We start from the raw sequence: 20,063 nt of genomic DNA on the forward strand, positions 1-20,063 counted from the left end.
CCTGTTTTTTTGGCTTATGCCATATGAAATACGTGTTCCATCATCGCCCAGTGTTCCCCCTCGGCGCGCGAGGCCAGCGGTTCCTGGCATGGTGCGCAGAAGGTCCACCAGCGCCGCGTTTCGGGGTCGTCGGCGATGGCGGCCATGTCCGCCGCAAAATCGTCGCCGTGGTATTCCCAGTAACCGAACAGCAGGTTTTCCGGCTCGCGCAGGAAGATCGAATAGTTCCTGACGTGCGCTTGCGCCAGCCGCTCCAGCACCTGCGGCCAGACGGCCGCGTGCAGCGTTTTATATTCAGCGATGCGGTCCGGCGCAATGCCGATGACCATGCCCATTCTTTGCATTTCTGCTCCTCTTTGTTGGCTTACGCCGGCCAGGGCCGGCTAAGCCAACCTACAATAACGTCGCAGTGCTTCGTAGGTCGGCTTAGCCGGCACGGCGTAAGCCGGCAAACACCAGCGACGTTTAATCAAAACCATAAAACCGGCAAGCATTGAGACCGAAAATATCGTTCCGGTCCTGCTGGCCCAGGTGCGCCAGCAAGGTTTCGCTGGCCGCCAGCCAGGCGCCGTAGCCGCCGGCCAGGTCCACCACCGGCCAGTCGCTGCCCCAGATCACGCGCTGGGCGCCGAATACTTGCAGTACGTGCGCCACGTAGGGCTGCAGGTCGCCGGTGTTCCAATCGGGTTTGGCTTCCGTCACCAGTCCGGACAGCTTGCAGTGCACATTCGGCAGCGCGGCCAGCTGCGCCATATCCTCGCGCCAGCGGCCAAATCGAGCGTCGGCAATCGGAGGCTTGGCCGCATGGTCAATCACGATGGCAAGTCGTGGGTACGCACGTGCGCATTGCAGCAGCGCCGGCAGATGGCGCGGCAGCACCAGCGCGTCCAGGCGTAAACTGTGTTCCACCATGGCGTTCAAGGCCGGCGCCAGCGCCGGATTGGCGATCCACTGATCGTCGCTGATATCCTGCAGCATCGGCCGCAGGCCTTTGAGCTTCGTGTTCGATGCCAGGCGGGCGATCGCCGCCGGCGCGTCGGGCGCCAGCAGATCGGTCCAGCCCACCACGGCGCGGATAAAATCGGCGCGCTCGGCCAGCGCCAGCAGCCAGTGGGTATCGTCTTCCGACGGCAGGGACTGCACCAGCACGGTTCCTTGCACGCCATGTTCGGCCAGCAGCGGCGCCATATCCGCTGGCGCAAAATCGCGGTAGATAGCGGCCAGGGAAGGCGGCGGCCAGCCACCGGCGCGCGCGGCCAGTTGCCAGAAATGCTGGTGGGCGTCGATGCGCATCATGCCGCTCCCTTTGGCACCGGCGCACGCGCGTCGATCAGGCCTGCGCCTTGCAAGGCCGTCCACAGGGCGTTCGGTATCATTGTGGCGAACCAATCGAGGTTTTGCTTGAGCTGCGCCAGATCCTGGCCGCCAGGGATGCACGATGCGACGGCCGGATGGGCCAGTGGAAACTGCAGTGCGGCCGCCTGCAAAGGCACTTTGAATTCGCGGCAGATGGCGTCCAGCCGCGCCACGCGTTCAAGGATCTCGGTCGGCGCATCGGCGTAATTGAATTTGCCATTGCCGGCCAGGACGCCCGAGTTGAACGGGCCGCCGATCACGACGGCGTTGCCGCGTACCGCGCACAGATCGAGCAGCGGCGACAGCGACGCCTGCTCCAGCAAGGTGTAGCGGCCGGCCAGCAAGGTGCAGTCGAGGTCGAATTCGGCCATCGCGCGCAGCACGATTTCGCATTCATTGACGCCCAGGCCCACGGCCTTGACCTGGCCCGATGCGCGCAGCTCGTCCAGCGCGCGAAAGCCGCCGCCATCCGTCAGTTGGCGCCAGTACTGCTGGTCCATTTCGCCATGCGTGACACGGCCGATATCGTGCACGAACAGGATGTCGATGCATTCGAGCCCCAGGCGCTGCAGGCTGTCGTCGTGCGAGCGCAGCACGCCATCGTAGGTATAGTCGTAATGCGGACGGAACGGCAGCGGTGAACAAAAACCGTCGTCACCGGCGCGCACGGAAGCGTCAGGGCGCATCAGCCGTCCGACCTTGGTGCTGATCACAAACTCCTTGCGTGGCCGCTGGCGCAGGGCCGCGCCCAGGCGGTGTTCGGACTGGGTGTAGCCGTAAAAGGGCGCCGTGTCGAAAAAGCGCACGCCGGCGTCCCAGGCGCCATCAAGGGTGGCGCGTGCCTGCGCTTCGCTGACCGGCTGGTACAGGCCGCCGAGCGGGGCGCAACCCATGCCGATGCAGGGCAGCGACAGGCCGCCACGTGGCAGCGTCAAGCGTTGAGTGACATCCATGACTCAGGCCTCAGGCGGCGCGCAGCGGGAAACAGCCTGGCCCCACCGCGTCGAATTGTTTATAGGTCAGCACGAATTCCTGGTGGCCCAGGTCTTCCGAGCGGCTCAGGGCGCCGTTGGCCACGTCCAGCACGGCGGTGACGATTTCGGCGCCCACCTCTTCCAGGCTCGCTTCGCCGGTGAGGATCTTGCCGGCGTTGACATCCATGTCGTCGGACAGGCGTTCAAAAGTTTGCGGATTGGCGCAGACCTTGATCACCGGCGAAATGGCCGAGCCGACCACCGAGCCGCGGCCGGTGGTAAACAAGGTGATATGGGCGCCGCAGGAAATCAGTTCGACAATTTCGGCGTTGTCCGACACGTTCGGAAAGCCGAAGCGCGGCTCGCCATCGGGCACCACGTCAAGCAGGTACAGGCCGCCGCCGGCCGGCTGGTCGCCCGGCTTCAAGATGCCGACGATCGGCGACGAGCCGCTCTTGGCGTAGGCGCCCAGGGACTTTTCTTCCTGCGTGGTCAGGCCGCCATCGGCGTTGCCCGGCGAGAAGCTGCCGTGGCCCATGATGGTGTAGTAGCGCGCGGCCTTGGCGACCGTTTCGACGATGGCGTTGCCCAGTTCCGGGCTCACGGCGCGGCGCTGCATATGGTATTCGCAGCCCACCAGTTCGCCCGTCTCTTCAAAAATGCAGGGGCTGCCGGCGGCGATCAGGGTGTCGAATGCCACGCCGACGGCCGGGTTGGCGCTGATGCCGCTGGTGCTGTCGGAGCCGCCGCAGATGGTGGCCACCACCAGTTCGTCCAGTCCCATCGGCACGCGGGTTTGCTGGGCCAGGTGCTCCAGCGCCCAGCTGATCCACTCGACGCCACTGCTCACGCTGGGGCGGGTGCCACTGTTTTCCTGGATGGTGATCGTGTGCACGGGACGGTCGCTGTCGGCCACCGCGCTCGACAAGCCATATTTGTTGAAGCCTTCGCAACCGAGCGACACCAGCAGCACCGCGCCCACGTTCGGGTGCGTCAGCAGGCGGCGCATCACCTGGTCCGCGTATTCGTTGGGGAAGCAGCCCGTAAAGCCGATCAGGTGCACCGGCTGGCCGGGAAAGGCGTTGACCATCAGGCGCGCCACGTGATGGGCGCATTCGACCATATAGGCCACCACCACGATATTGCGGATGCCCTTGCGGCCATCGGCGCGCAGGTAGCCCGAGAGGACCGGAGCGGGCGTTGTCGTTGGAGCGTTCATTGTTTGGCGTCCTTGTCCAGGAAATGGTGGCCGTCCTGGCCCAGGGTAAACGTGGGGATGTAGTCGCTTGCCAGGTTGTGCGTATGGATATGCTCGCCGATGGCGACGGGGGCCGTGATGCTGCCGATCAGGGCGCCATAGCGCAGCACCTTGTCGCCGACGGCCAGTGCGCGGCGCGCCACCTTGTGGCCGATCAGGATGTTCTGCGTCAGCGTGATATTCACGCCATCGATGGTGACGATGTCGCCGCTGGCCAGCGCGGTGCGGGCGATCATGCAATTGTCTTCGGGCGACATCAGCAGCAGGCTGGAGACGGGAGTGGCGAGGGGAGTGGCGTGGCTCATTGCGCGCCCTCCCCGGCAACAACGGCGCTTACGACTGCGTCAGTTTTTCGCGCGTGCCGATCGACGCCAGCATGGTGCTGCGCGAGGAATTCAAGTGCGACTTCATGCAGTCGAGCGCCTTCGGTATGTCGTGCTCGGCCAGCGCCCGCAAAATCGCCAGGTGCTCCTGCACCGCATACTTGTTGCGGCCCTTTTCCTCGCCCTTGTCCCACTGGTAGTGATAGTGAAACACGAACGAGACGATATCGTAGAAGCCCTGCGCGAAGCGGTTGTTGAGCAGGCCGATCAGAAAGGTGTGGAATTCGCGGTCCAGCGCCGGAAAGGCATTGTGGCGCGTATCGATCTTGGCCGCCAGCTTCTCGTGCTGTTTGATCAGCCGCGCCAGTTCCGCATACGCCGGATCGCCGTGCGGCAGATGCGCAAAGTGCTCCACGGCCGCCATCTCGAACATGCGCCGCATGTCCGCCAGCTCGGTGGCGAACGAGCGGTCGAACGCGCACAAACGCCAGCCGCCGCGCGGCTTCTTTTCGATCAGGCCGAAGCGCGAAAAACCGATCAGAAATTCGCGCACGCTGACGGTACTGGCGCCCGCCTCGCGCGCCAGCTCGGCTTCCGAAAACTCGGCGCCCGGCGGCATGTCGCGCTGGTACACGCGTTCCATCAGCACCTGCTGGATGCGCTCCGCGCCCGACTGCAGCTCGGCGATATCGAAGTAGTCGCCCGGTATCGGTTTCCGCAGCAAACGCCGCTCGGCCGGGCTGCTGATCAGCCGGCGCGTCGACAGATACGCGATCGCGCTGCGGATCGCCGTGCGGCTGCCCTGGCAGATGGTGGTCAGGAACTGCTCCGTCGGCAGCATTTCGCCCACTGCGACATTCTCTGCGAGAAATTGCAACAGCAGATTGGTACTGCGCTTGAAGACGGTGGCCGGTTTTGACATGGATGGGGGTGCTCGCTATGTCGGCGACAGGAAAAGTGGAAAAGTGGGCCATTTTAGTCGATATCGTATCAAGTCGGCATGCGGACGGGGTCGTCATTGTTGTGCTCCTTGCTGAAGTTCCGGCGCGATCATGGCGCGCAGCTGCGGCTGGGCCAGGCCAGCGCCTAGCTGCCGCGCCAGCGCCACCACGGGCGCCATGCGGCGGCGGATTTTTTCGCCATGGTTCTGCGCGATGTCGGCCAGGCGGTGCGCCAGGAACGGGTTGCTGAAGCGCTCCTTGACCTGTTCCAGGTAGGCCGCGGCGGCAGCGCCTTCGCGCGCGCCCATGGCGGCAAACACGGGCAGCACTTCGTCCTGCCATAGCGACTCGAGCGCGGCCAGCATGGCGCCGTCCTGCATCGCCTGCCGCACCGTCATCGAGGCAGGGCTGCCGCGTTCCAGCCACAGCTGGGCCAGATACGTGTGCCCCAGGTTCAGCAAGAACAGCTTGCGCTGCTCATATTCGCGCAGGCTGGCGGTGACCACCAGTTGCGGGTGGCTGCACGGCAGCACCATGCCCGCTTGCGCTTCGATGGCCCACAGCGCATACGGTTCGGCCACCGCGCCGATTGGTTCGATCGGCTCCGAGACGATGCGGTCGACCAGGGAATTGATCCACACGCAGCCCGTTTCCAGATAGGTAATAAAGGCGGCGTCGAGTTGCCACTGCCGCGCCAGATTGACGATCAGTGCGCGCAGCACCGTGCCGTTGTCAACCACCAGCTCGCACGGGTAAATCGTGACCGCTTCGGCGCCCGCCAGAAAGCGGTCGCGCAGCAGCACCAGCAGCTTGGCGGGAAAACTCTGCGGCGCCACGTCGCCGTCGACCAGGCCGGCATGGTCGGCTTCAAACAGCTGATAGCCGCTGTCGCCGGTATTGGACAGGATCACGCGCGCGGCCACGGCGGCGGCGCGTACCTGCGGCCAGTCGCTGCCGGTCTGCCACGCTTGCGTGACGGCGTGCACGCGCCGCTCGTCATCGACTTGCGCGCCATCGTGCCAGCCGCGGATGCGTACCGGATAGCCGCCGCTCTGGCGAAACGCGGCCACCCGCGCCGCGCCCTGGGCGCTGTTGGTCGTTTGCACGATGGTGATATTGCCCAGCGCCTGGCCTGCTTGCGCCGCCTCGCTGACAAACAGGTCGGCATGCGCCTGCAGGAAGCGGCTGGTGCCAAATTGCAGAATGGGATTGAGCTCGCTCATCTCAGACCTCGACGATGGCCTTGATGACGCCGGCCGACGGCTGCATCCAGTGGTCCAGCACATTGGTAAATTCGTCGAGCGTGGTGCGGTGCGTATTGAGCAGCGCGGTCGGCACCTTGCCCGCCTTCATGGCCGCCACCACTTCCTCGAAGTCGTCGACGGTGGCGTTGCGGCTGCCCAGCAGGGTGGTTTCGCGCTTGTGGAATTCGGGGTCGGAAAACGACAGGCGGTCGCGCACGATGGACACCAGCACATAGCTGCCGCCGTGGGCGACAAAATCGAGGCCGCGTTCCATGGCGGCGATATTGCCGGTGGCGTCGAACACCACGTCGAAGAATTCGCCATCGGTGGCGCTGGATAATTGCTCCTTGTCGTCCTCGCCCAGCTGCACCGTGCGCGTGATGCCCAGCGCGTCGCGGCAGAACTGCAGGCGGTCGGCGCGGCCATCGAGCACCGTCACCTCGGCGCCTTTCAAGGACGAGAACAGCATCACCGCCATGCCGATCGGGCCGGCGCCCACCACCAATACCCGCTTGGCGGCATCGACCGCGCCGCGTTTCACCGCATGCGCGCCGATGGCCAGAAATTCGATCATGGCCGCGTCGTCGAGCGAGATGCCTTCGGTCTTGAACACAAAGCGTTCGGGCAATGCCAGGTATTCGGTCATGCCGCCATCGCGGTGCACGCCCAGCACTTCGATGCGGGTGCAGCAGTTGGTCTTGCCCTGGCGGCAGGCCACGCAGGTGCCGCAGGACAGATACGGCATCACATACACCTGGTCGCCGGCGGCCAGGCGCGAGCCGGCCGGCGCGCTGTGGATATGGCCCGACAATTCATGGCCCATCACGCGCGGATAGCTGAGGAAGGGCTGGGTGCCGCGGAAGATATGCATGTCGGTGCCGCAGATGCCGATACGGCGTATGCGCACCAGCACTTCGCCGGCGGCGGGGACAGGCACGGGCCGCTGCTCCATGCGCAGGCTGCCCGGCGTATCGCAAACGATACTTTTCATCATGGTCGTCTCTCTCGCCGGCCGGTCGTTGCCGGTGGCATATTATATTTAACGTACAAACCGACTGTGAAAAAAATCCGTCTGTGCGGATTGTCTTTCCAGTCCTGCCAATGGCGCTTCTTGCTGCGCCGCACAACGATTTTTCCGTGCTGCCATAGTGTCCGAACGCGTTTATCTTGTTACAGTCGCTGTTCGGTTTTATAAATATACCGTACAAAAAAATGAAGGTCAACGGATTCTTTCAAGACTCTTTTTTGGTCCATCTGCTACATTCCCGCTTGACCCTGACGCAAGGTCAGGCGCCATTGTGGATGTACGCAACGAAGACCAGGAGAAGACGATGCTGTTGAAAATAGGCGAGCTGGCCAGGCTGACCGGCCTGACCGTGCGCACCCTGCACCACTACGACAGCATCGGCCTGCTCTCGCCTTCGGCGCGCACGCAGGCCGGCTACCGCCTCTACCAGCACAGCGACATGGACCGGCTGCACCGGATCATGGCGCTGCGCAGGTTCGGGCTGACGCTGGCCGAGATCGCAACCTCACTGGCCAGTTCCGACCTGCCCCTCTCCAGCATCGTGGCCAGACAGATCGCCATGCTGGACCAGCAGCTGGCGCAGGCAAGCGGCCTGCGCGCGCGCCTGCTGGTGCTGCAAACGCAGCTGGAGCAAGGACAGGAACCGGAACTGGCCGACTGGCTGGTCACAATGGAGCAGATGAACATGATCGACAAATATTTTACGCAGGACGAAGTGCGGCAACTGCCGATGTTGAATGACGCGGCGGTGGAACAGGAATGGCAGGCGCTGGTGGCGCGCGTGCGGACGCTGATGAACGCCGGTGCCGCCGCCACCTCGCTTGACGCGCAGGCGCTGGCCACCGAATGGATGGTCAAGCTGGTGCGCGACACCAGCGCCCACCCGGGCCTGTTTGCACGCTTGAATACCATGCATGCGCAAGAACCGGGCATGCAGGCCAAGACCGGCATCGACGGGGAGCTGATGGGTTTTGTCACCAGCGCGTTTGGCGCCTCGCGCATCGCGCTGTACCGCCCTTTTCTCGATGACGATGAATACGCGTATTTGCAGGCCAACTACGGCAAGCGCGCCAGTGAGTGGCCGGCCCTGATCGCCGCCGTGCGCGCCGCGCTTGACAGCGGCACGCCGGCCGATGATCCGGCGGTGCTGGCACTGGCGCGGCAATGGCGGGAGCTGTTCCAGTCGTATGCGGGCACGAACCCGGCCACGCAGCTGAAATTTCGCCAGGCGCACCAGCAGGAACCGCGCCTGCTGCAGGGCAGCTTTGTCACCGTGGCGATGATCGGCTATCTGGCGCCGGCGATGGCCATCGTGGCGCAGGAAAGCCGGGGCGCCCTGTAGAATCGGCGCATGTTCAACGCCCGGGAAAAATCAATGCGCCGCCTTGCTGTTTGTTTGCTGTCCCTGTCCATCATGCCGCTTGCCATGGCCGCCGACGCTTCCCTGCAAGGCGTCTGGCAGGGCACGCTCGGCGGCGCCGATATCGTGGCTTGTTTCAACCAGCCGGGCAGCGGCTCGGACAGCAGCGGCAGCTATTACTACACCCGCTACAAGGCACCCATCATGCTGTCCAAGGACCAGGGCAAGACCGCGTGGAAAGAAACCGATGCGAACAATCAGGTCACTGGCAACTGGAGCCTGAATCCGCCTCAGGGCGGCAACATCACGGGCAGCTGGACGCATCCGAAAACCGGCAAGTCGCTGCCGGTCGCCTTGAGGCTGCTGGCGGCGGCCGGCGGCCTCGATCACCCCACCTGCGCCAGCGATGCGTATAACACGGCGCTGGAAGCCATGCCGCCCCTCAAAACCGCGAAACCGACAAGCTTCGAAGGCCGCCAATACCGCAATCTGAGCCTGGCCGATGCGATAACGGTGGAGCTGCTGGCGCCAGGCGACGGCGTGGCCAAAATCAATGCGCAATTGCGCGAGGTGCTGCCCCAGAACAAGGCCGAGCTGGCCGGCTATTTCAAGGCGCGCCGCCAGCACCTGGGCCAGAACGGCTGGGCGGCCGAAGACGAAGTCCATGCCGACCCGACGTACTGGTCGGCGCGCTGGGTCACGATCAAGTTCTATCGCTGGGCGGCCGGCTACGGCAGCAGCGGCATCTCGATGAATTACCGCACCTGGAACCTCAAGAGCGGACAGGAAACGGATGTCTGGACCTGGTTCGGCACGCGCGCCAGCCAGGGCGACGACAAGAGCGAACTGCCGTCGCGCCTGCGCCAGGCGCTGTTCAAGGATGCCGTGGCCGACCCCGAATGCAAAGGCGATTACCCGGGCAAGGGCCGCTACCACCTGACGCTGAAGGCGGACGGCGTGTCCTTCCGGGAGGACGCGCGCGGCAGCGGCTGCGAAGAGGATTTCCTGCTTCCCTACGATAAAGTCGCTCCCTTCCTCACGCCGCAGGGCCGCGCCGCGCTGAGCGACCTGCTGCCCAAGGCCACACCGAAAAACTGACCATGGACCGAACGATGCGCCGACTTTCTTTTTTACTCGCCTGCCTGCCCGCACTGGCGCAGGCCGCCGCCACCGACAACGGCGACCTTGCCGGCGTCTGGCAGGGCAAGCTGGGGAACAACGAGATCACCGCCTGCTTCAATTTGCCCAGCAAATACGACAACCGCGGCAATTACTACTACGCGCGCCACAAGACGCCGATCGGCCTGCTGCAAGCCGAAGGCAAGCAGCCGTGGGCCGAAGTGACGGACGGCGACGACAAGACGGGCAGCTGGCAGCTGGCGCCGGCCCAGGACGGCCAATTGAGCGGCACCTGGCATCATCCAAAAAACGGCAAGACGCTGCCTGTCAAGCTGCAGCTGATACGCCCGCCGGCCGGCGAAGAGCAGCCCTGCGCCAGCAGCGCCTACAACGCCGCGCTCGAGGACTTTCCAAAACTGGTGACCAGCCGCGCCATGCTGTTCAAGGACAGCAAGGCCTACACCTTCCGCAGCCTGCGCCTGGCCGACCAGATCACGGTTGAATTGCTGACGCCAACCGCGCCGGCGCTGGCCAGTATCAACCAACAGCTGCGCGCCGTGCTGCCCAGGAACAAGGCCGACCTGGCCGAGTATTTTGACAAGCGCCGCAATTTCCTGCGCATGGATGGCAACGTGATGGAAGACGAAGTGCATGCGGAACCAACCTTCTGGTCATCGCGCCATGTGACAATCAGCTTTTACCGCTGGGCCGCCGGCATGGGCCGCAATGGCATCAGCAACCAGTTCCGTACCTGGGATCTGCAGACCGGCAAGGAGGTCGATGTCTGGCAATGGTTCGGCACGAAATCGCAGGCAGGCAGCTACGACGTGAGCGCCCTGCCTCCCAAGCTGCGAGCGACATTATTCAAGGATGTGGAGATCGGCGACGAGTGCAAGGCCGATTACCAGGGCCGGGGCTACTACCACCTGAGCCTGACGGAGACCGGCATGCGCTTCTGGGAAGAAGCGTATGGCAGCGGCTGCGAGCAGGATTTCAACGTGCCGTATGCGAAAGTAACGCCGTTGTTGACGGCGCAGGGACGGGCAGCGCTTGGCGGCGTACTACCGAAACCCGGGGCATAAAAGCAGGCGCCTGCACGCTGGAAAAATCACGATGGCGACGGCCGGCATTTATCAGCGCGCCTGCGCCAGCACGGCGTCGCCGACCATTTCGGCCGTGGCCGCCGCCAGGGTCCAGCCCAGGTGGCCGTGGCCGGTGTTGTAGAACACGCCGGCGGCCCTGCCCGGCCCCACTTTCGGCAGCATGCCAGGCAGCATCGGGCGCAGGCCGGCCCACGGCACCACCCGCCGTGTGTTCACATCGGGGAAATGCTGTTCGACCCAGCGCTGCAAAGGCGCCACGCGGTCGGCGCGGATGTCGCGGTTTTCGCCATTGAATTCGGCCGTGCCGGCCACGCGCAGGCGGTCTGCCCCGAGGCGGCTGCTGACCAGTTTGGTGGCGTCATCGAGCAGGCTGACGGTGGGCGCCGCCGCGCGGCTGGCCGCGTCGTCCAGGTGCACGGTGATGGAATAGCCTTTGACCGGATACACATTCACATGGTCTCCCAGCATGGCGGCCATGGCGCGGCTGGCGGTGCCGGCGCAGATCACGGCCGCATCGAACACCGTGCTGTCGGCATCGGTGGTGACCCTCACGCGGCCGTTTTCACGCTTCAATGAGGTGAGGGACTGGCTGTACCGGCACGCCACGCCACGGCGCAGGCAAGCCTCGGCCAGGCCCGAGGTGAACTTGTGGATGTCGCCGGTGGAATCGCTGTCGGTGTAGTAGCCGCCAAAGAATTCGCCGGCCAGGGCCGGCTCGATGGCGCGCATTTCATCCGGCGTGACGGCGCGGCGCAGCAGCCCCGCTTTGGCCAGCAGCTGCGACACGCCGGCCGCGCGGTCAAAACCGGCGCGCTCGCGGTAGACGTGCAGGATGCCGGCACGGCGGTGGTCGAAATCGATGGCCTCGTCGGCTGCCCACGCAAACAGGTGTTCGCGCGCGGCGATCGCCATGCGCGCGGTGGCGATGGTATTACGTTCGTAGTGCGGCATGGCGGCCAAAAATTCGGCAAACCACGACAGCTTGTGCCAGCTGGGGCGCGGATGCAGCAGCAGTGGCGCGTCGCGCCTGGCCATCCATCTCAATGCGTTCAGGATCGTATATTTGTGGTTCCATACTTCCGCGTGCGAGGCCGACAATTGCCCGCCATTGGCGAACGAGGTTTCCATCGCCGCATAGCGGTGCCGCTCGATCAGGGTCACGTCCACGCCCCGCTTCGCCAGCGCATAGGCGGTGGTCACGCCCGTGATGCCGGCGCCGATCACGGCCACCCGCGTCAAGCTTGCACCTTGCGCACCACGGTGTCGCCCACCTGCAGCACCCTGCCGTCATCGCCCTGTACCTGTAGTGTGCGCAAAGGTGCGCCGGAGCCGCGTTCAAGCAAAGTGGAATGGGCTTCGCCCGCTTCAAACAGCTGCGCCTCGCCCCACTGGCGCAGACCCACCACCACCGGGAACAACGCCAGCCCTTTGGGCGTGAGCACGTATTCCTGGTAGGCGGTGCCGTCCGACGCCGGCGCGATGGTAAAAATGCCCTCTTCCACCAGCCCCTGCAGGCGGTCGGCCAGGATATTGCGCGCCACGCCCAGGCTTTTTTGAAATTCGCCGAAGCGGCGCATGCCATCAAAGGCGTCGCGCACGATCAGCAGCGCCCAGCGCTCGCCGACCACGTCGAGCGCGCGCGCCACCGGGCAGGAATCGGACCGCAAACTTTTGCGCTTGGCCATCGGGATCTCCAGGAATGAGTGGTTGCATTTTAAAACTTGTCGGCATAAACTCCAACTGGTTTTAATTTGAAACCAGTTTACAGGATACCTATGCGCGATACCAACTCTCACACTGCCACCGTTTCCAGGCCGCTGGTCTGGCTGTTTGCCTGCGCCGCCGCGCTGTCGGTGGCCAATGTGTATTACGCCCAGCCCCTGCTTGACACCCTGGCGCAGGAATTCGGCATGCACCCGTCCAGCAGCGGCATGGTGATCACGGCCACCCAGGCCGGCTGCACGCTGGCGCTGCTGCTGGTGGTGCCGCTGGGCGATATGCTGAACCGGCGCCGGCTGACCTTGCTGCAACTGGGGCTGCTGGGCATCAGCCTGGCGGCGCTGGCCTGCGCCACTTCGACCGCCGCCCTGCTGGCCGGCATGCTGCTGGTGGGCTTATTGGGTACGGCCATGACGCAGGGGCTGATCGCCTATGCGGCCAGCGTGGCGCCCAGCCATGAACGGGGCCGCGTGGTGGGTACGGCCCAGGGTGGCGTGGTGATCGGGCTGCTGCTGGCGCGCACCCTGTCGGGCGTGGTGACGGATTTGGCCGGCTGGCGCGCCGTGTATCTGCTGTCGGCCGGCTTGTCGCTGGCCCTGCTGTTGCTGCTGTGGCGCATGCTGCCGCCACCGGTGGCGCCGGCCCGCAAACTGTCGTACGGCGCCCTGCTGGCGTCGATGTTTGATCTGCTGAAAACCCATCGCGTGCTGCGGGTGCGCGGCGTGCTGGCGCTGCTGCTGTTTGCCGTCTTCAGCATTTTCTGGAGCGCGCTGGTATTCCCTTTGAGCGCGCAGGGCTACAGCCATGCGGCCGTCGGCGCCTTCGGGCTGGTGGGTGTGGCCGGCGCGCTGGGCGCGGCGCGCGCGGGGGCGATGGCCGACCGTGGCCGCGCGCAATGGACCACCGGCGCGGCGCTGTTGCTGCTGCTCGCGTCCTGGCTGCCCTTGGCGTTTGCCGGCAGCGCGCTGTGGCCTTTGATCGCCGGCATTATCGCGCTGGACCTGGCCGGCCAGGCGATACACGTCACCAACCAAAGCCTGATCTTCAAGCACGACAGCGACGCCCACAGCCGCCTGGTGGCGTGCTACATGCTGTTTTATGCGGTGGGCAGCGGACTGGGAGCGATTGCCGCCACCAGCGTGTATGCGCTGGCGCTCTGGCATGGGGTGTGCGCGCTGGGCGCGGCGGTCAGCTTGATGGCCTTGGTGTTCTGGCGGCTGACCTTGCCGAGCAACTAACTGCTGGGGTCAGCCCCCCGTCACTGTTGGCGATGACCTTTACGTTAGCGGTGTTGAGGGTCTGCATGGTCGGCGAGCAGCTGCAACGCCGCCATCGGCATTTTCTCGGGCTCGCGTCTCCGGCCCGCCATTTTTACGTTTGTAAGCCTTCTGCATTGACATGCGTCGGACAGCTTAACTGAACGGGACCAGGTTCTGCCCCCTGCTTCAACTCAATTGAGCAACGCCGTTGGCGAACCATGGCGATAGGTTTTCAATGCATCGGGCTCGATCTGGATCAGCGAGCCGCTGACCTTGATCAGGTGCAGATCGGTCAGCTGGTGCAGCACGCGCGACAAGGTGGCGGGCGCCAGATTCAGGAACGACGCCAGCAGGCTCTTTTTCAGGTCCAGCTTGACTTCGTTCGAGCGCTGCTGGTCCGACGCCTGCAGCAGGTATTCGACCACGCGCTGGGTGGCGTTCTGCACCGAGCAGCGTTCCACATTGCGGATAAAACCCATCAGGTGGTGCGACAGGCTGTTCATCATCTGGCGCGCGATGCGCGGCGACTGGTCCAGCAGGCGCAGCAGCGCGTGTGGCGGGATGCGCAGCAGCAGGCAGTGTTCCAGCGCTTCGGCGCAGAATGGATAAGGTTCGTCGAGGAAGATCATGGCTTCGCCAAAGCTCTGGCCGGGGCGGATCAGTTCGAGCACCTTGTCGGTGCCTTCCATCGAAAACACGCTCAGCTTGACGAGACCGAACACGACCACGTACGCGCCTTCCGCCACTTCGCCCTTGCGGAACAGGACCTTGCCTTTTTCCAGTTCGACACGCACCACATCCTGGCGCAATTGTTCGAGCTGCGAAGGGGAAATATGGCGAAACAGAGCTTGGCTCGACAACAAGCCGTCGACGTTGACCTTATGCATGACACTCTCTTCATTTGATTAGCGAATAACTAAGTGTAATGGGAGGGCAAGGTCAAGACCATACGTCAAAGGGAGTAGGGGCAGCTAGCCAAAAGCGGCATGCAGATCAATTTTTGCGGCTTTTTATTGGCTATGTCACCAGCAAATGTGGGAACGAGCCCAGCGTGGCCCTTAGCAAGCTTTCGGGGGACAATATTCTTCGGGCGTCCAGTATCCAGCGCCAGCCCAGGTAGTTCGGCAGGTAGCGCGTGGCCACGCCATGAAAGGCGCGCAGCCAGCCACGCAGCCGGCTGTGATAGGCGTTGACGTTCTGCACATGCACCGTACCGCGCACGCGGATGCCGGCCCGCAAGTTGACGGACGCATGCTCGATGCCGATCTCCCTGGCAAACACGGGATAGGCCGGATGACCATCGCTCACCAACAAAATGTCACGGTCGATCACCGGCGGCAGGCAGGCGTGCAGCTTGGTTTTGGTCAGCTGGCCCAGGCCGGTCACGAAATCGACGGTTTGCCCGGTGCGGTCGCGCGCCACCAGCACGCACACCTGTTCATTGGAAATGCCCCGTTTGCCCGCGCAGCCACCACGTCGGCGTGCCGGACGCGTCATGTGTCTTGAACCTTTTTGCGACTCCAATACATACATCTCGTCAGCTTCTGCGATGCCGTGCAGGCAGCGTGGCCGGTCGGTCTTGGCCAGGGCGAGGAAGCGATGGCGCCAGCGAAAACTGGTGTTGCGATGGACATTTACGTCCGCAGCGGCCTTGCGCACCGAAAACGAGTTGAGCAAACAGTCGGCGTAGGCCAGCCATCGCTCCTTGTGGTGCAGATGCGCCAGCGGCGTGCCGCTCAAGGCATTGAAAGTTTTACGGCAAGGCACGCAGCGATAGCGCTGCAGGCCGTGGGCCTGGCCGTGGCGGTGGAAATGTGTCGATAAACATGCCGGACAATGCAGTTGCGCTTGTGCTGTCTGCTCGATCAGGAGGACGGCCGCATTCTGTGGCGCGCTGGTGCGCAATAAATCGCTGCTGGCAAGGCGCTGGCGGTGCGACAGTTGCGGAAATTGCCTGGCGAAGGCCTGCCACTGGGCGGTGTCCATGATCGGCTCCTGAAAGGAAATACCTGATCAGTCAGACATCAGCAACTGCGGCGCGTTCCCACAGCTTTGGGTGACATAGCCTTTTTATTTGCCCAGGTTGCGCTCGACAGCATACACGGCGATCTGTACCCGGCTGCTGAGCTTGAGTTTTTTCAGGATATTTTGCACATGGATCTTGACGGTGCTTTCGGCCACGTCGAGCTGGCGCGCGATTTCCTTGTTGCTCATGCCTTGCGCCAGGCAGGCCATCGCTTCGCGTTCGCGCGGCGTGAGCTTGTCGTAGTCGGCTTCAGGCGCGGCTTGTCCGCTGCGGAACTGCGACACCAGCTTGGCCGTCATGGCGTCGGCGATCACGGACTCGCCGGCGGCGGCGCGCAAAATCGCCTGGCCCAGCTGCTCGGCTTCGATATTTTTCAGCAGGTAGCCGCGCGCGCCGGCGCGCAGGGCCGCACCGAGGTCGGCCGCGTTCTCGGACACCGTCAGCATCAGCACCACCATCTCGGGCCACTCCAGCAAGATCTGCTGCAGCGCTTCGACACCGGACAGGCCCGGCATGTTCAGGTCCATCAGCACCACGTCGGGCTGCAATTGGCCCGCCAGCGCAATGCCGTCAAGGCCATTGGCCGCTTCGCCCACCACCAGAAATTGTGGATTGCGCTGCAGCAGCAGCTTGACGCCGCTGCGCAGCAAGGTGTGGTCGTCGACCAGCAGGATGGTGATGGGGGCGTTGATTGTATCGTTCACTGTGCTAAGTTACCTGGTTATCTGTTAGGCGGTCTGGCGCCGTGTTTCGGGCAAGGCCAGCGAGATCGTCGTGCCGCCGCCCGGCGTGCTGTCGATGACAAAGCGCGCGCCGAGACGCTCGGCCCGTTCCTGCATGATGCGCAGGCCGATCCGCACTTCGGTTTTCTGGTCGCGCATGTCGGCCGCAAAGCCTTCGCCGTCGTCGCGCACCTGCAACGAAAAATCGCGGCCGTTGTCGACCATGACCTGCACCTTGCCGGCCTGCGCGTGCTTGCGGATATTCGACAGCGCCTCCTGCACGATGAACAGCACCTGCAGCTGCTGCTCGGGCGCCAGCGGCGCGCCGTTGCCCGTCATCTGCAAGGCGCTGGCGATGCCCGTCTGCAGTTCGAATTTGCCCAGCACTTCGGCCAGCTTGCTTTCCAGATCGCTGCCATGCCAGCGCGTGCGGAAGTTGACCAGCAGTTCGCGTACATCCTGGTAGCTCTGCTCGACGCCCATACGCATCAGCGGCAGCACGTCGGCCGCTTCGCCCAGTTCGCCGCGGCGCACCGAATCGTCGAGCATCTGCACTTGCAGGCTGATGAAATTGAGGCTTTGCGCGATGCTGTCGTGCAGGCCTTCTGCCAGCAGGCTGCGTTCGCGCGCGACGGCAAATTCCTTTTCGCGTGCGATCAGGCGCTGGTTGTCGATGGCGATGCCCAGGCTGTGGCCCAGGGTGGCCAGCCAGCCGTGCTGCTGCTCTCCCAGCACGGTGGTTTTGACAAAGTGCAGCGAAAAACTGCCGATCGGCTTGTCGCGCACCACGATGGGAAACACCGCAATCGCGCTGAAGCCTTCTTCCTGGCAGCGGAAGCGCTCGATCGCCCCGACCTTGCGAAAGTCGCGGATCTGGATCACGCCCTGCGCCACGGCCGCGCCGCACAGGCAGTCGTTATTGCGCATGCAGTGCTCTTCCTCGAGCATGGCGTCGGAGATGCCTTCATGAACGACGATATGCACGGTGTCGTTGTGCGGATCGAGGATGCGCACGGTGCCGCCCACGGCGCTGGAAAAATCCATCACATGGCGCAAAAAGCCGCGGCACAAGGCATCGATGGCGTGCTGCCCGGCCAGCAGGGCGGAAATGGCTTGCAGGGTCGCCAGCTGCCGCTCCTGCGCGGCGGTAAGGCTTGCCGGCGCCTGGGCCAGGCGGCGCTGGCGCCAGCGCGAGGCGGGCAGTTGTTTGCGGGAGGAGGAGCTACGCGGCAGGTGCATGACTGAATCGATTCATCCAAAAATCCCGGCGCGGCGGCACGCCGGGAGGAACAACATTTACAGGCGGATCTCGGTACCGAGCAGCTTGACGAATTGCGCCAGCCAGGCCGGATGCGCGGGCCAGGCCGGTGCCGTGACGAACTGGCCGTCCGTCACGGCATCGGTCACCGCGATGTCGGCATACTCGCCGCCGGCCAGCTTGACTTCGGGCGCGCAGGCCGGGTAGGCGGAAATGCGCTTGCCGCGAATGACATCGGCGGCGGCCAGCAGTTGCGCGCCGTGGCAGACGGCGGCCACCGGCTTGCCGGCTTCGGCAAAATGGCGCACGCAGGCGATCACCTTGTCGTTCAGGCGCAGGTACTCGGGCGCGCGTCCGCCGGCGATCATCAAGGCGTCGTAGTCGCCTGGCGATACGTCATCGAAACTGGCGTTGAGCGCAAACAGATGGCCCGGCTTTTCGGTATAGGTCTGGTCTCCCTCGAAATCGTGGATCGCCGTCTTGATGGTGTCGCCGCTTTTCTTGCCAGGACAGACGGCATGCACGGTGTGGCCCAGCATCAGCATGGCCTGGAACGGCACCATCGTTTCATAATCTTCCGCAAAATCGCCGGTCAAAAACAGAATTTTTTTCGCTGCCATTTGGTTCTCCCATGAAAAAACGTTGCGTTAAAACCTAGCGTTAACATGCACCACATGCACCACCAGCGTGCGCCCGACCCTCTTACCCCGTATCTTACTGCGATCAAGACCGCTTGCCTGCCTTTTCCAACATGATCAAACAAATTACATTGCACTGCACAACAGGCAGCCGCCGCCCTGCCCGCACAAATGGCGGCAAGTTATGGCAACATCGAGCTCCCTCAATGTTTCAGTGGAAATGCCATGATTTTTGAAATTGCCCATATCCAGATCAAGACCGGTAGCCACGCCGCCTTCGAAGCGGCCGTCACCCGCGCCGTGCCGCTGTTCAGAAGCGCGCAGGGCTGCGAGTCGATGCGCCTGGAGCGCTCGATCGAGCATGCGGATGGCTATCGCCTGGTGGTGGGCTGGACGACGCTGGAAGACCATACCGTGCATTTTCGCGGCAGCGAGGCATTCCAGTCCTGGCGCGCGCTGGTCGGTGAATTTTTTGCCGCGCCACCGCAGGTCGAACACATGAATACCGTGGTGGTCGGTTTCTAGCAAATCTCAGGCTGCGGGGTGGTGAAACACCTGGCGCAAGTACGCCAGGAAAGTCTCGTCCTTGCACAGGGTCTTGCCCGGCGAATCGGACAATTTGGCCACCGACTGGCCATTGCAGCGCACCAGCTTCATGACGATATTGAGCGGTGTCAGGCCCAGGTCGTTGGTGAGGTTGGTGCCGATGCCAAAGCCGGTCATGATGCGGTCGGCAAAATGCTGGTACAAGGCGATGGCTTTGTCCAGGTCCAGGCCGTCGGAAAACACCAGCCGCTTGGTATTGGCGTCGATGCGCAGGGCAGCGTAATGGGCCAGCGCCTTTTCGCCCCACTCGACCGGATCGCCCGAATCATGGCGCAAGCCGTCGAACAGCTTGGCGAAATACAGGTCGAAGTCGGCCAGAAAGGCGTCCATGCCGACCACGTCGGTCAGCGCGATGCCCAGGTCGCCGCGGTACTCCTGCACCCAGTCTTCCAGCGCGGCCTTTTGAAAGTCGCGCAGGCGCACGCCAAACGACTGGAACGACTGCATGTATTCATGCGCCATGGTGCCGATCGGCACGATGCCGAGCTGCTTGGCCAGGTAGACGTTCGAGGTGCCCTTGAAATACTCGGGTACTTCACGCGCCAGGCGCTGCACCACTTCGTCATGCCAGGCGCCGGAAAAACGGCGGCGCACGCCGAAGTCGGAAAATTCGAAGGGATGCTTGCGGCGCGGCACCTTGCCCAATTCCTTCAGCGCCGCCACCTTGGCGTCCAGGCGCGCGCGCCCTTCCGTCAGCGCTTCGTCGAGATTGAAACGGCGGAAATACAGCTCGTTGACGATGTACAGCACAAAGATTTCAAAGCCCATCACATGCACTTGCGGCCCGGCCGCATGCACGATCAACTGGTCGCCATCGGTGCTGACGTCGATGAATTTGCGCTGGAAGCGAAACACCGTGAGGAAGTCGACAAAGTCGCTTTTCATGAAGCGCAGGGTGCGCAGATAGGCCAGCTCGTCGTCGGCGAACGACATCGAGCACAGATGATCGAGCTGCTCTTCGACTTCCTGTTTCAGTTCGGCCAGCGGGAAGGCCGGCGTATTCCTGCAGACGAATTCGTATTCGGTATGGGTATTCGGATGGCCATGCAGCAGGGCCTGCCACATCGTGAATTTGTACAGATCGGTTTCCAGCAGGCTGCGTACTATCGGGGTCATGTATTGTTTCTCCA

Annotated in this window: 21 protein-coding genes; 5 read left to right on the forward strand and 16 right to left on the reverse strand. The window is 63.7% G+C overall.

Annotated features, from left to right (window positions below; all coding sequences use genetic code 11):
* Nucleotides 1-14: 14 nt before the first annotated feature.
* The 8 genes from ASR47_RS12060 to ASR47_RS12095 all read right to left on the reverse strand — a co-directional run bounded on the left by ASR47_RS12060 (nt 15) and on the right by ASR47_RS12095 (nt 7,087).
* Nucleotides 15-344, reverse strand: a complete 330-nt coding sequence (locus tag ASR47_RS12060; protein ID WP_065308029.1) for an L-rhamnose mutarotase — start codon at nt 342-344, stop codon at nt 15-17.
* A 121-nt stretch (nt 345-465) separates the two neighbouring features.
* Nucleotides 466-1,296, reverse strand: a complete 831-nt coding sequence (locus ASR47_RS12065) for an amidohydrolase family protein (protein WP_217270558.1) — start codon at nt 1,294-1,296, stop codon at nt 466-468.
* On the reverse strand, nt 1,293-2,309 hold the full coding sequence (locus tag ASR47_RS12070; protein WP_065308030.1) for an aldo/keto reductase: 1,017 nt from the start codon (nt 2,307-2,309) through the stop codon (nt 1,293-1,295). Before ASR47_RS12070 ends, ASR47_RS12065 begins: the two co-directional genes overlap by 4 nt.
* A gap of 10 nt (nt 2,310-2,319) precedes the next feature.
* A complete protein-coding gene (locus ASR47_RS12075) occupies nt 2,320-3,549 on the reverse strand; it encodes a UxaA family hydrolase (protein ID WP_065308031.1) in 1,230 nt (409 codons plus the stop codon).
* On the reverse strand, nt 3,546-3,893 hold the full coding sequence (locus ASR47_RS12080; protein ID WP_065308032.1) for a UxaA family hydrolase: 348 nt from the start codon (nt 3,891-3,893) through the stop codon (nt 3,546-3,548). Before ASR47_RS12080 ends, ASR47_RS12075 begins: the two co-directional genes overlap by 4 nt.
* Nucleotides 3,894-3,921: 28 nt before the next feature.
* The gene (locus ASR47_RS12085) at nt 3,922-4,833 is read right to left on the reverse strand and encodes a GntR family transcriptional regulator (protein ID WP_065308033.1); all 912 of its coding nucleotides are present in this window, start codon (nt 4,831-4,833) and stop codon (nt 3,922-3,924) included.
* A gap of 93 nt (nt 4,834-4,926) precedes the next feature.
* Nucleotides 4,927-6,075 carry a mannitol dehydrogenase family protein gene (locus tag ASR47_RS12090; RefSeq protein ID WP_065308034.1) on the reverse strand — a complete coding sequence of 383 codons (1,149 nt, stop codon included), beginning with the start codon at nt 6,073-6,075 and terminating at the stop codon, nt 4,927-4,929.
* Between the two features lies 1 nt (nt 6,076).
* Nucleotides 6,077-7,087: a zinc-binding alcohol dehydrogenase family protein gene (locus ASR47_RS12095; RefSeq protein WP_065308164.1), complete on the reverse strand. Its 1,011-nt coding sequence runs from the start codon at nt 7,085-7,087 to the stop codon at nt 6,077-6,079.
* A 340-nt stretch (nt 7,088-7,427) separates the two neighbouring features.
* Here ASR47_RS12095 and ASR47_RS12100 point away from each other — a divergent pair, with 340 nt between their 5' ends.
* Genes ASR47_RS12100 through ASR47_RS12110 form a run of 3 tightly spaced genes read left to right on the forward strand, consistent with a single transcriptional unit; the run spans nt 7,428 to nt 10,684 of the window.
* Complete coding sequence (locus ASR47_RS12100) at nt 7,428-8,465, forward strand: MerR family transcriptional regulator (RefSeq protein ID WP_065308165.1); 1,038 nt, start codon at nt 7,428-7,430, stop codon at nt 8,463-8,465.
* Between the two features lie 33 nt (nt 8,466-8,498).
* A complete protein-coding gene (locus ASR47_RS12105; protein ID WP_150127779.1) occupies nt 8,499-9,581 on the forward strand; it encodes a hypothetical protein in 1,083 nt (360 codons plus the stop codon).
* A gap of 14 nt (nt 9,582-9,595) precedes the next feature.
* Complete coding sequence (locus tag ASR47_RS12110; protein ID WP_065308036.1) at nt 9,596-10,684, forward strand: DUF2147 domain-containing protein; 1,089 nt, start codon at nt 9,596-9,598, stop codon at nt 10,682-10,684.
* A gap of 51 nt (nt 10,685-10,735) precedes the next feature.
* Here ASR47_RS12110 and ASR47_RS12115 read toward each other — a convergent pair whose 3' ends face one another.
* Nucleotides 10,736-11,944: a D-amino acid dehydrogenase gene (locus tag ASR47_RS12115; RefSeq protein ID WP_065308037.1), complete on the reverse strand. Its 1,209-nt coding sequence runs from the start codon at nt 11,942-11,944 to the stop codon at nt 10,736-10,738.
* Nucleotides 11,941-12,390, reverse strand: coding sequence for a winged helix-turn-helix transcriptional regulator (locus ASR47_RS12120; protein WP_065308038.1), 450 nt, complete (start codon nt 12,388-12,390; stop codon nt 11,941-11,943). The genes ASR47_RS12115 and ASR47_RS12120 overlap by 4 nt, the downstream gene beginning before the upstream one ends.
* 90 nt (nt 12,391-12,480) lie before the next feature.
* Here ASR47_RS12120 and ASR47_RS12125 point away from each other — a divergent pair, with 90 nt between their 5' ends.
* Nucleotides 12,481-13,662, forward strand: coding sequence for an MFS transporter (locus tag ASR47_RS12125; RefSeq protein WP_065308039.1), 1,182 nt, complete (start codon nt 12,481-12,483; stop codon nt 13,660-13,662).
* Nucleotides 13,663-13,874: 212 nt separating this feature from the next.
* Here ASR47_RS12125 and ASR47_RS12130 read toward each other — a convergent pair whose 3' ends face one another.
* The 5 genes from ASR47_RS12130 to ASR47_RS12150 all read right to left on the reverse strand — a co-directional run bounded on the left by ASR47_RS12130 (nt 13,875) and on the right by ASR47_RS12150 (nt 18,309).
* Nucleotides 13,875-14,570, reverse strand: coding sequence for a Crp/Fnr family transcriptional regulator (locus ASR47_RS12130; protein ID WP_065308040.1), 696 nt, complete (start codon nt 14,568-14,570; stop codon nt 13,875-13,877).
* Between the two features lie 130 nt (nt 14,571-14,700).
* A complete protein-coding gene (locus ASR47_RS12135) occupies nt 14,701-15,669 on the reverse strand; it encodes an IS1595 family transposase (protein ID WP_065308041.1) in 969 nt (322 codons plus the stop codon).
* 84 nt (nt 15,670-15,753) lie between these two features.
* Entirely contained in the window at nt 15,754-16,413 is a 660-nt protein-coding gene (locus tag ASR47_RS12140) for a response regulator (protein ID WP_245714336.1), read from the reverse strand.
* 24 nt (nt 16,414-16,437) lie between these two features.
* Entirely contained in the window at nt 16,438-17,670 is a 1,233-nt protein-coding gene (locus ASR47_RS12145; protein WP_065308042.1) for a GAF domain-containing sensor histidine kinase, read from the reverse strand.
* 57 nt (nt 17,671-17,727) lie between these two features.
* Nucleotides 17,728-18,309 carry a DJ-1/PfpI family protein gene (locus ASR47_RS12150; RefSeq protein ID WP_065308043.1) on the reverse strand — a complete coding sequence of 194 codons (582 nt, stop codon included), beginning with the start codon at nt 18,307-18,309 and terminating at the stop codon, nt 17,728-17,730.
* A 243-nt stretch (nt 18,310-18,552) separates the two neighbouring features.
* Between ASR47_RS12150 and ASR47_RS12155 the strand changes: the two genes are divergently transcribed.
* Nucleotides 18,553-18,852 carry a putative quinol monooxygenase gene (locus ASR47_RS12155; RefSeq protein WP_065308044.1) on the forward strand — a complete coding sequence of 100 codons (300 nt, stop codon included), beginning with the start codon at nt 18,553-18,555 and terminating at the stop codon, nt 18,850-18,852.
* Between the two features lie 6 nt (nt 18,853-18,858).
* On the opposite strand, the gene pncB is transcribed toward ASR47_RS12155, so the two are convergent.
* On the reverse strand, nt 18,859-20,049 hold the full coding sequence (pncB, locus tag ASR47_RS12160; RefSeq protein ID WP_065308167.1) for a nicotinate phosphoribosyltransferase: 1,191 nt from the start codon (nt 20,047-20,049) through the stop codon (nt 18,859-18,861).
* Between the last annotated feature and the right edge of the window lie 14 nt (nt 20,050-20,063).

Source organism: Janthinobacterium psychrotolerans, assembly GCF_001677885.1.
In the GTDB taxonomy this organism is placed as follows: Bacteria; Pseudomonadota; Gammaproteobacteria; order Burkholderiales; family Burkholderiaceae_D; genus Janthinobacterium; species Janthinobacterium psychrotolerans.

Bases quoted from the DNA above. Each gene is read 5' to 3' on its own strand.
- ASR47_RS12120 (WP_065308038.1), bottom strand. From the start codon at position 12,390: ATGGCCAAGCGCAAAAGTTTGCGGTCCGATTCCTGCCCGGTGGCGCGC.
- ASR47_RS12070 (WP_065308030.1), bottom strand. From the start codon at position 2,309: ATGGATGTCACTCAACGCTTGACGCTGCCACGTGGCGGCCTGTCGCTG.
- ASR47_RS12125 (WP_065308039.1), top strand. From the start codon at position 12,481: ATGCGCGATACCAACTCTCACACTGCCACCGTTTCCAGGCCGCTGGTC.
- ASR47_RS12155 (WP_065308044.1), top strand. From the start codon at position 18,553: ATGATTTTTGAAATTGCCCATATCCAGATCAAGACCGGTAGCCACGCC.
- ASR47_RS12110 (WP_065308036.1), top strand. From the start codon at position 9,596: ATGCGCCGACTTTCTTTTTTACTCGCCTGCCTGCCCGCACTGGCGCAG.
- ASR47_RS12105 (WP_150127779.1), top strand. From the start codon at position 8,499: ATGCGCCGCCTTGCTGTTTGTTTGCTGTCCCTGTCCATCATGCCGCTT.
- ASR47_RS12080 (WP_065308032.1), bottom strand. From the start codon at position 3,893: ATGAGCCACGCCACTCCCCTCGCCACTCCCGTCTCCAGCCTGCTGCTG.
- ASR47_RS12150 (WP_065308043.1), bottom strand. From the start codon at position 18,309: ATGGCAGCGAAAAAAATTCTGTTTTTGACCGGCGATTTTGCGGAAGAT.
- ASR47_RS12135 (WP_065308041.1), bottom strand. From the start codon at position 15,669: ATGGACACCGCCCAGTGGCAGGCCTTCGCCAGGCAATTTCCGCAACTG.
- ASR47_RS12145 (WP_065308042.1), bottom strand. From the start codon at position 17,670: ATGCACCTGCCGCGTAGCTCCTCCTCCCGCAAACAACTGCCCGCCTCG.
- pncB (WP_065308167.1), bottom strand. From the start codon at position 20,049: ATGACCCCGATAGTACGCAGCCTGCTGGAAACCGATCTGTACAAATTC.
- ASR47_RS12130 (WP_065308040.1), bottom strand. From the start codon at position 14,570: ATGCATAAGGTCAACGTCGACGGCTTGTTGTCGAGCCAAGCTCTGTTT.
- ASR47_RS12100 (WP_065308165.1), top strand. From the start codon at position 7,428: ATGCTGTTGAAAATAGGCGAGCTGGCCAGGCTGACCGGCCTGACCGTG.
- ASR47_RS12065 (WP_217270558.1), bottom strand. From the start codon at position 1,296: ATGATGCGCATCGACGCCCACCAGCATTTCTGGCAACTGGCCGCGCGC.
- ASR47_RS12075 (WP_065308031.1), bottom strand. From the start codon at position 3,549: ATGAACGCTCCAACGACAACGCCCGCTCCGGTCCTCTCGGGCTACCTG.
- ASR47_RS12060 (WP_065308029.1), bottom strand. From the start codon at position 344: ATGCAAAGAATGGGCATGGTCATCGGCATTGCGCCGGACCGCATCGCT.
- ASR47_RS12090 (WP_065308034.1), bottom strand. From the start codon at position 6,075: ATGAGCGAGCTCAATCCCATTCTGCAATTTGGCACCAGCCGCTTCCTG.
- ASR47_RS12095 (WP_065308164.1), bottom strand. From the start codon at position 7,087: ATGAAAAGTATCGTTTGCGATACGCCGGGCAGCCTGCGCATGGAGCAG.
- ASR47_RS12085 (WP_065308033.1), bottom strand. From the start codon at position 4,833: ATGTCAAAACCGGCCACCGTCTTCAAGCGCAGTACCAATCTGCTGTTG.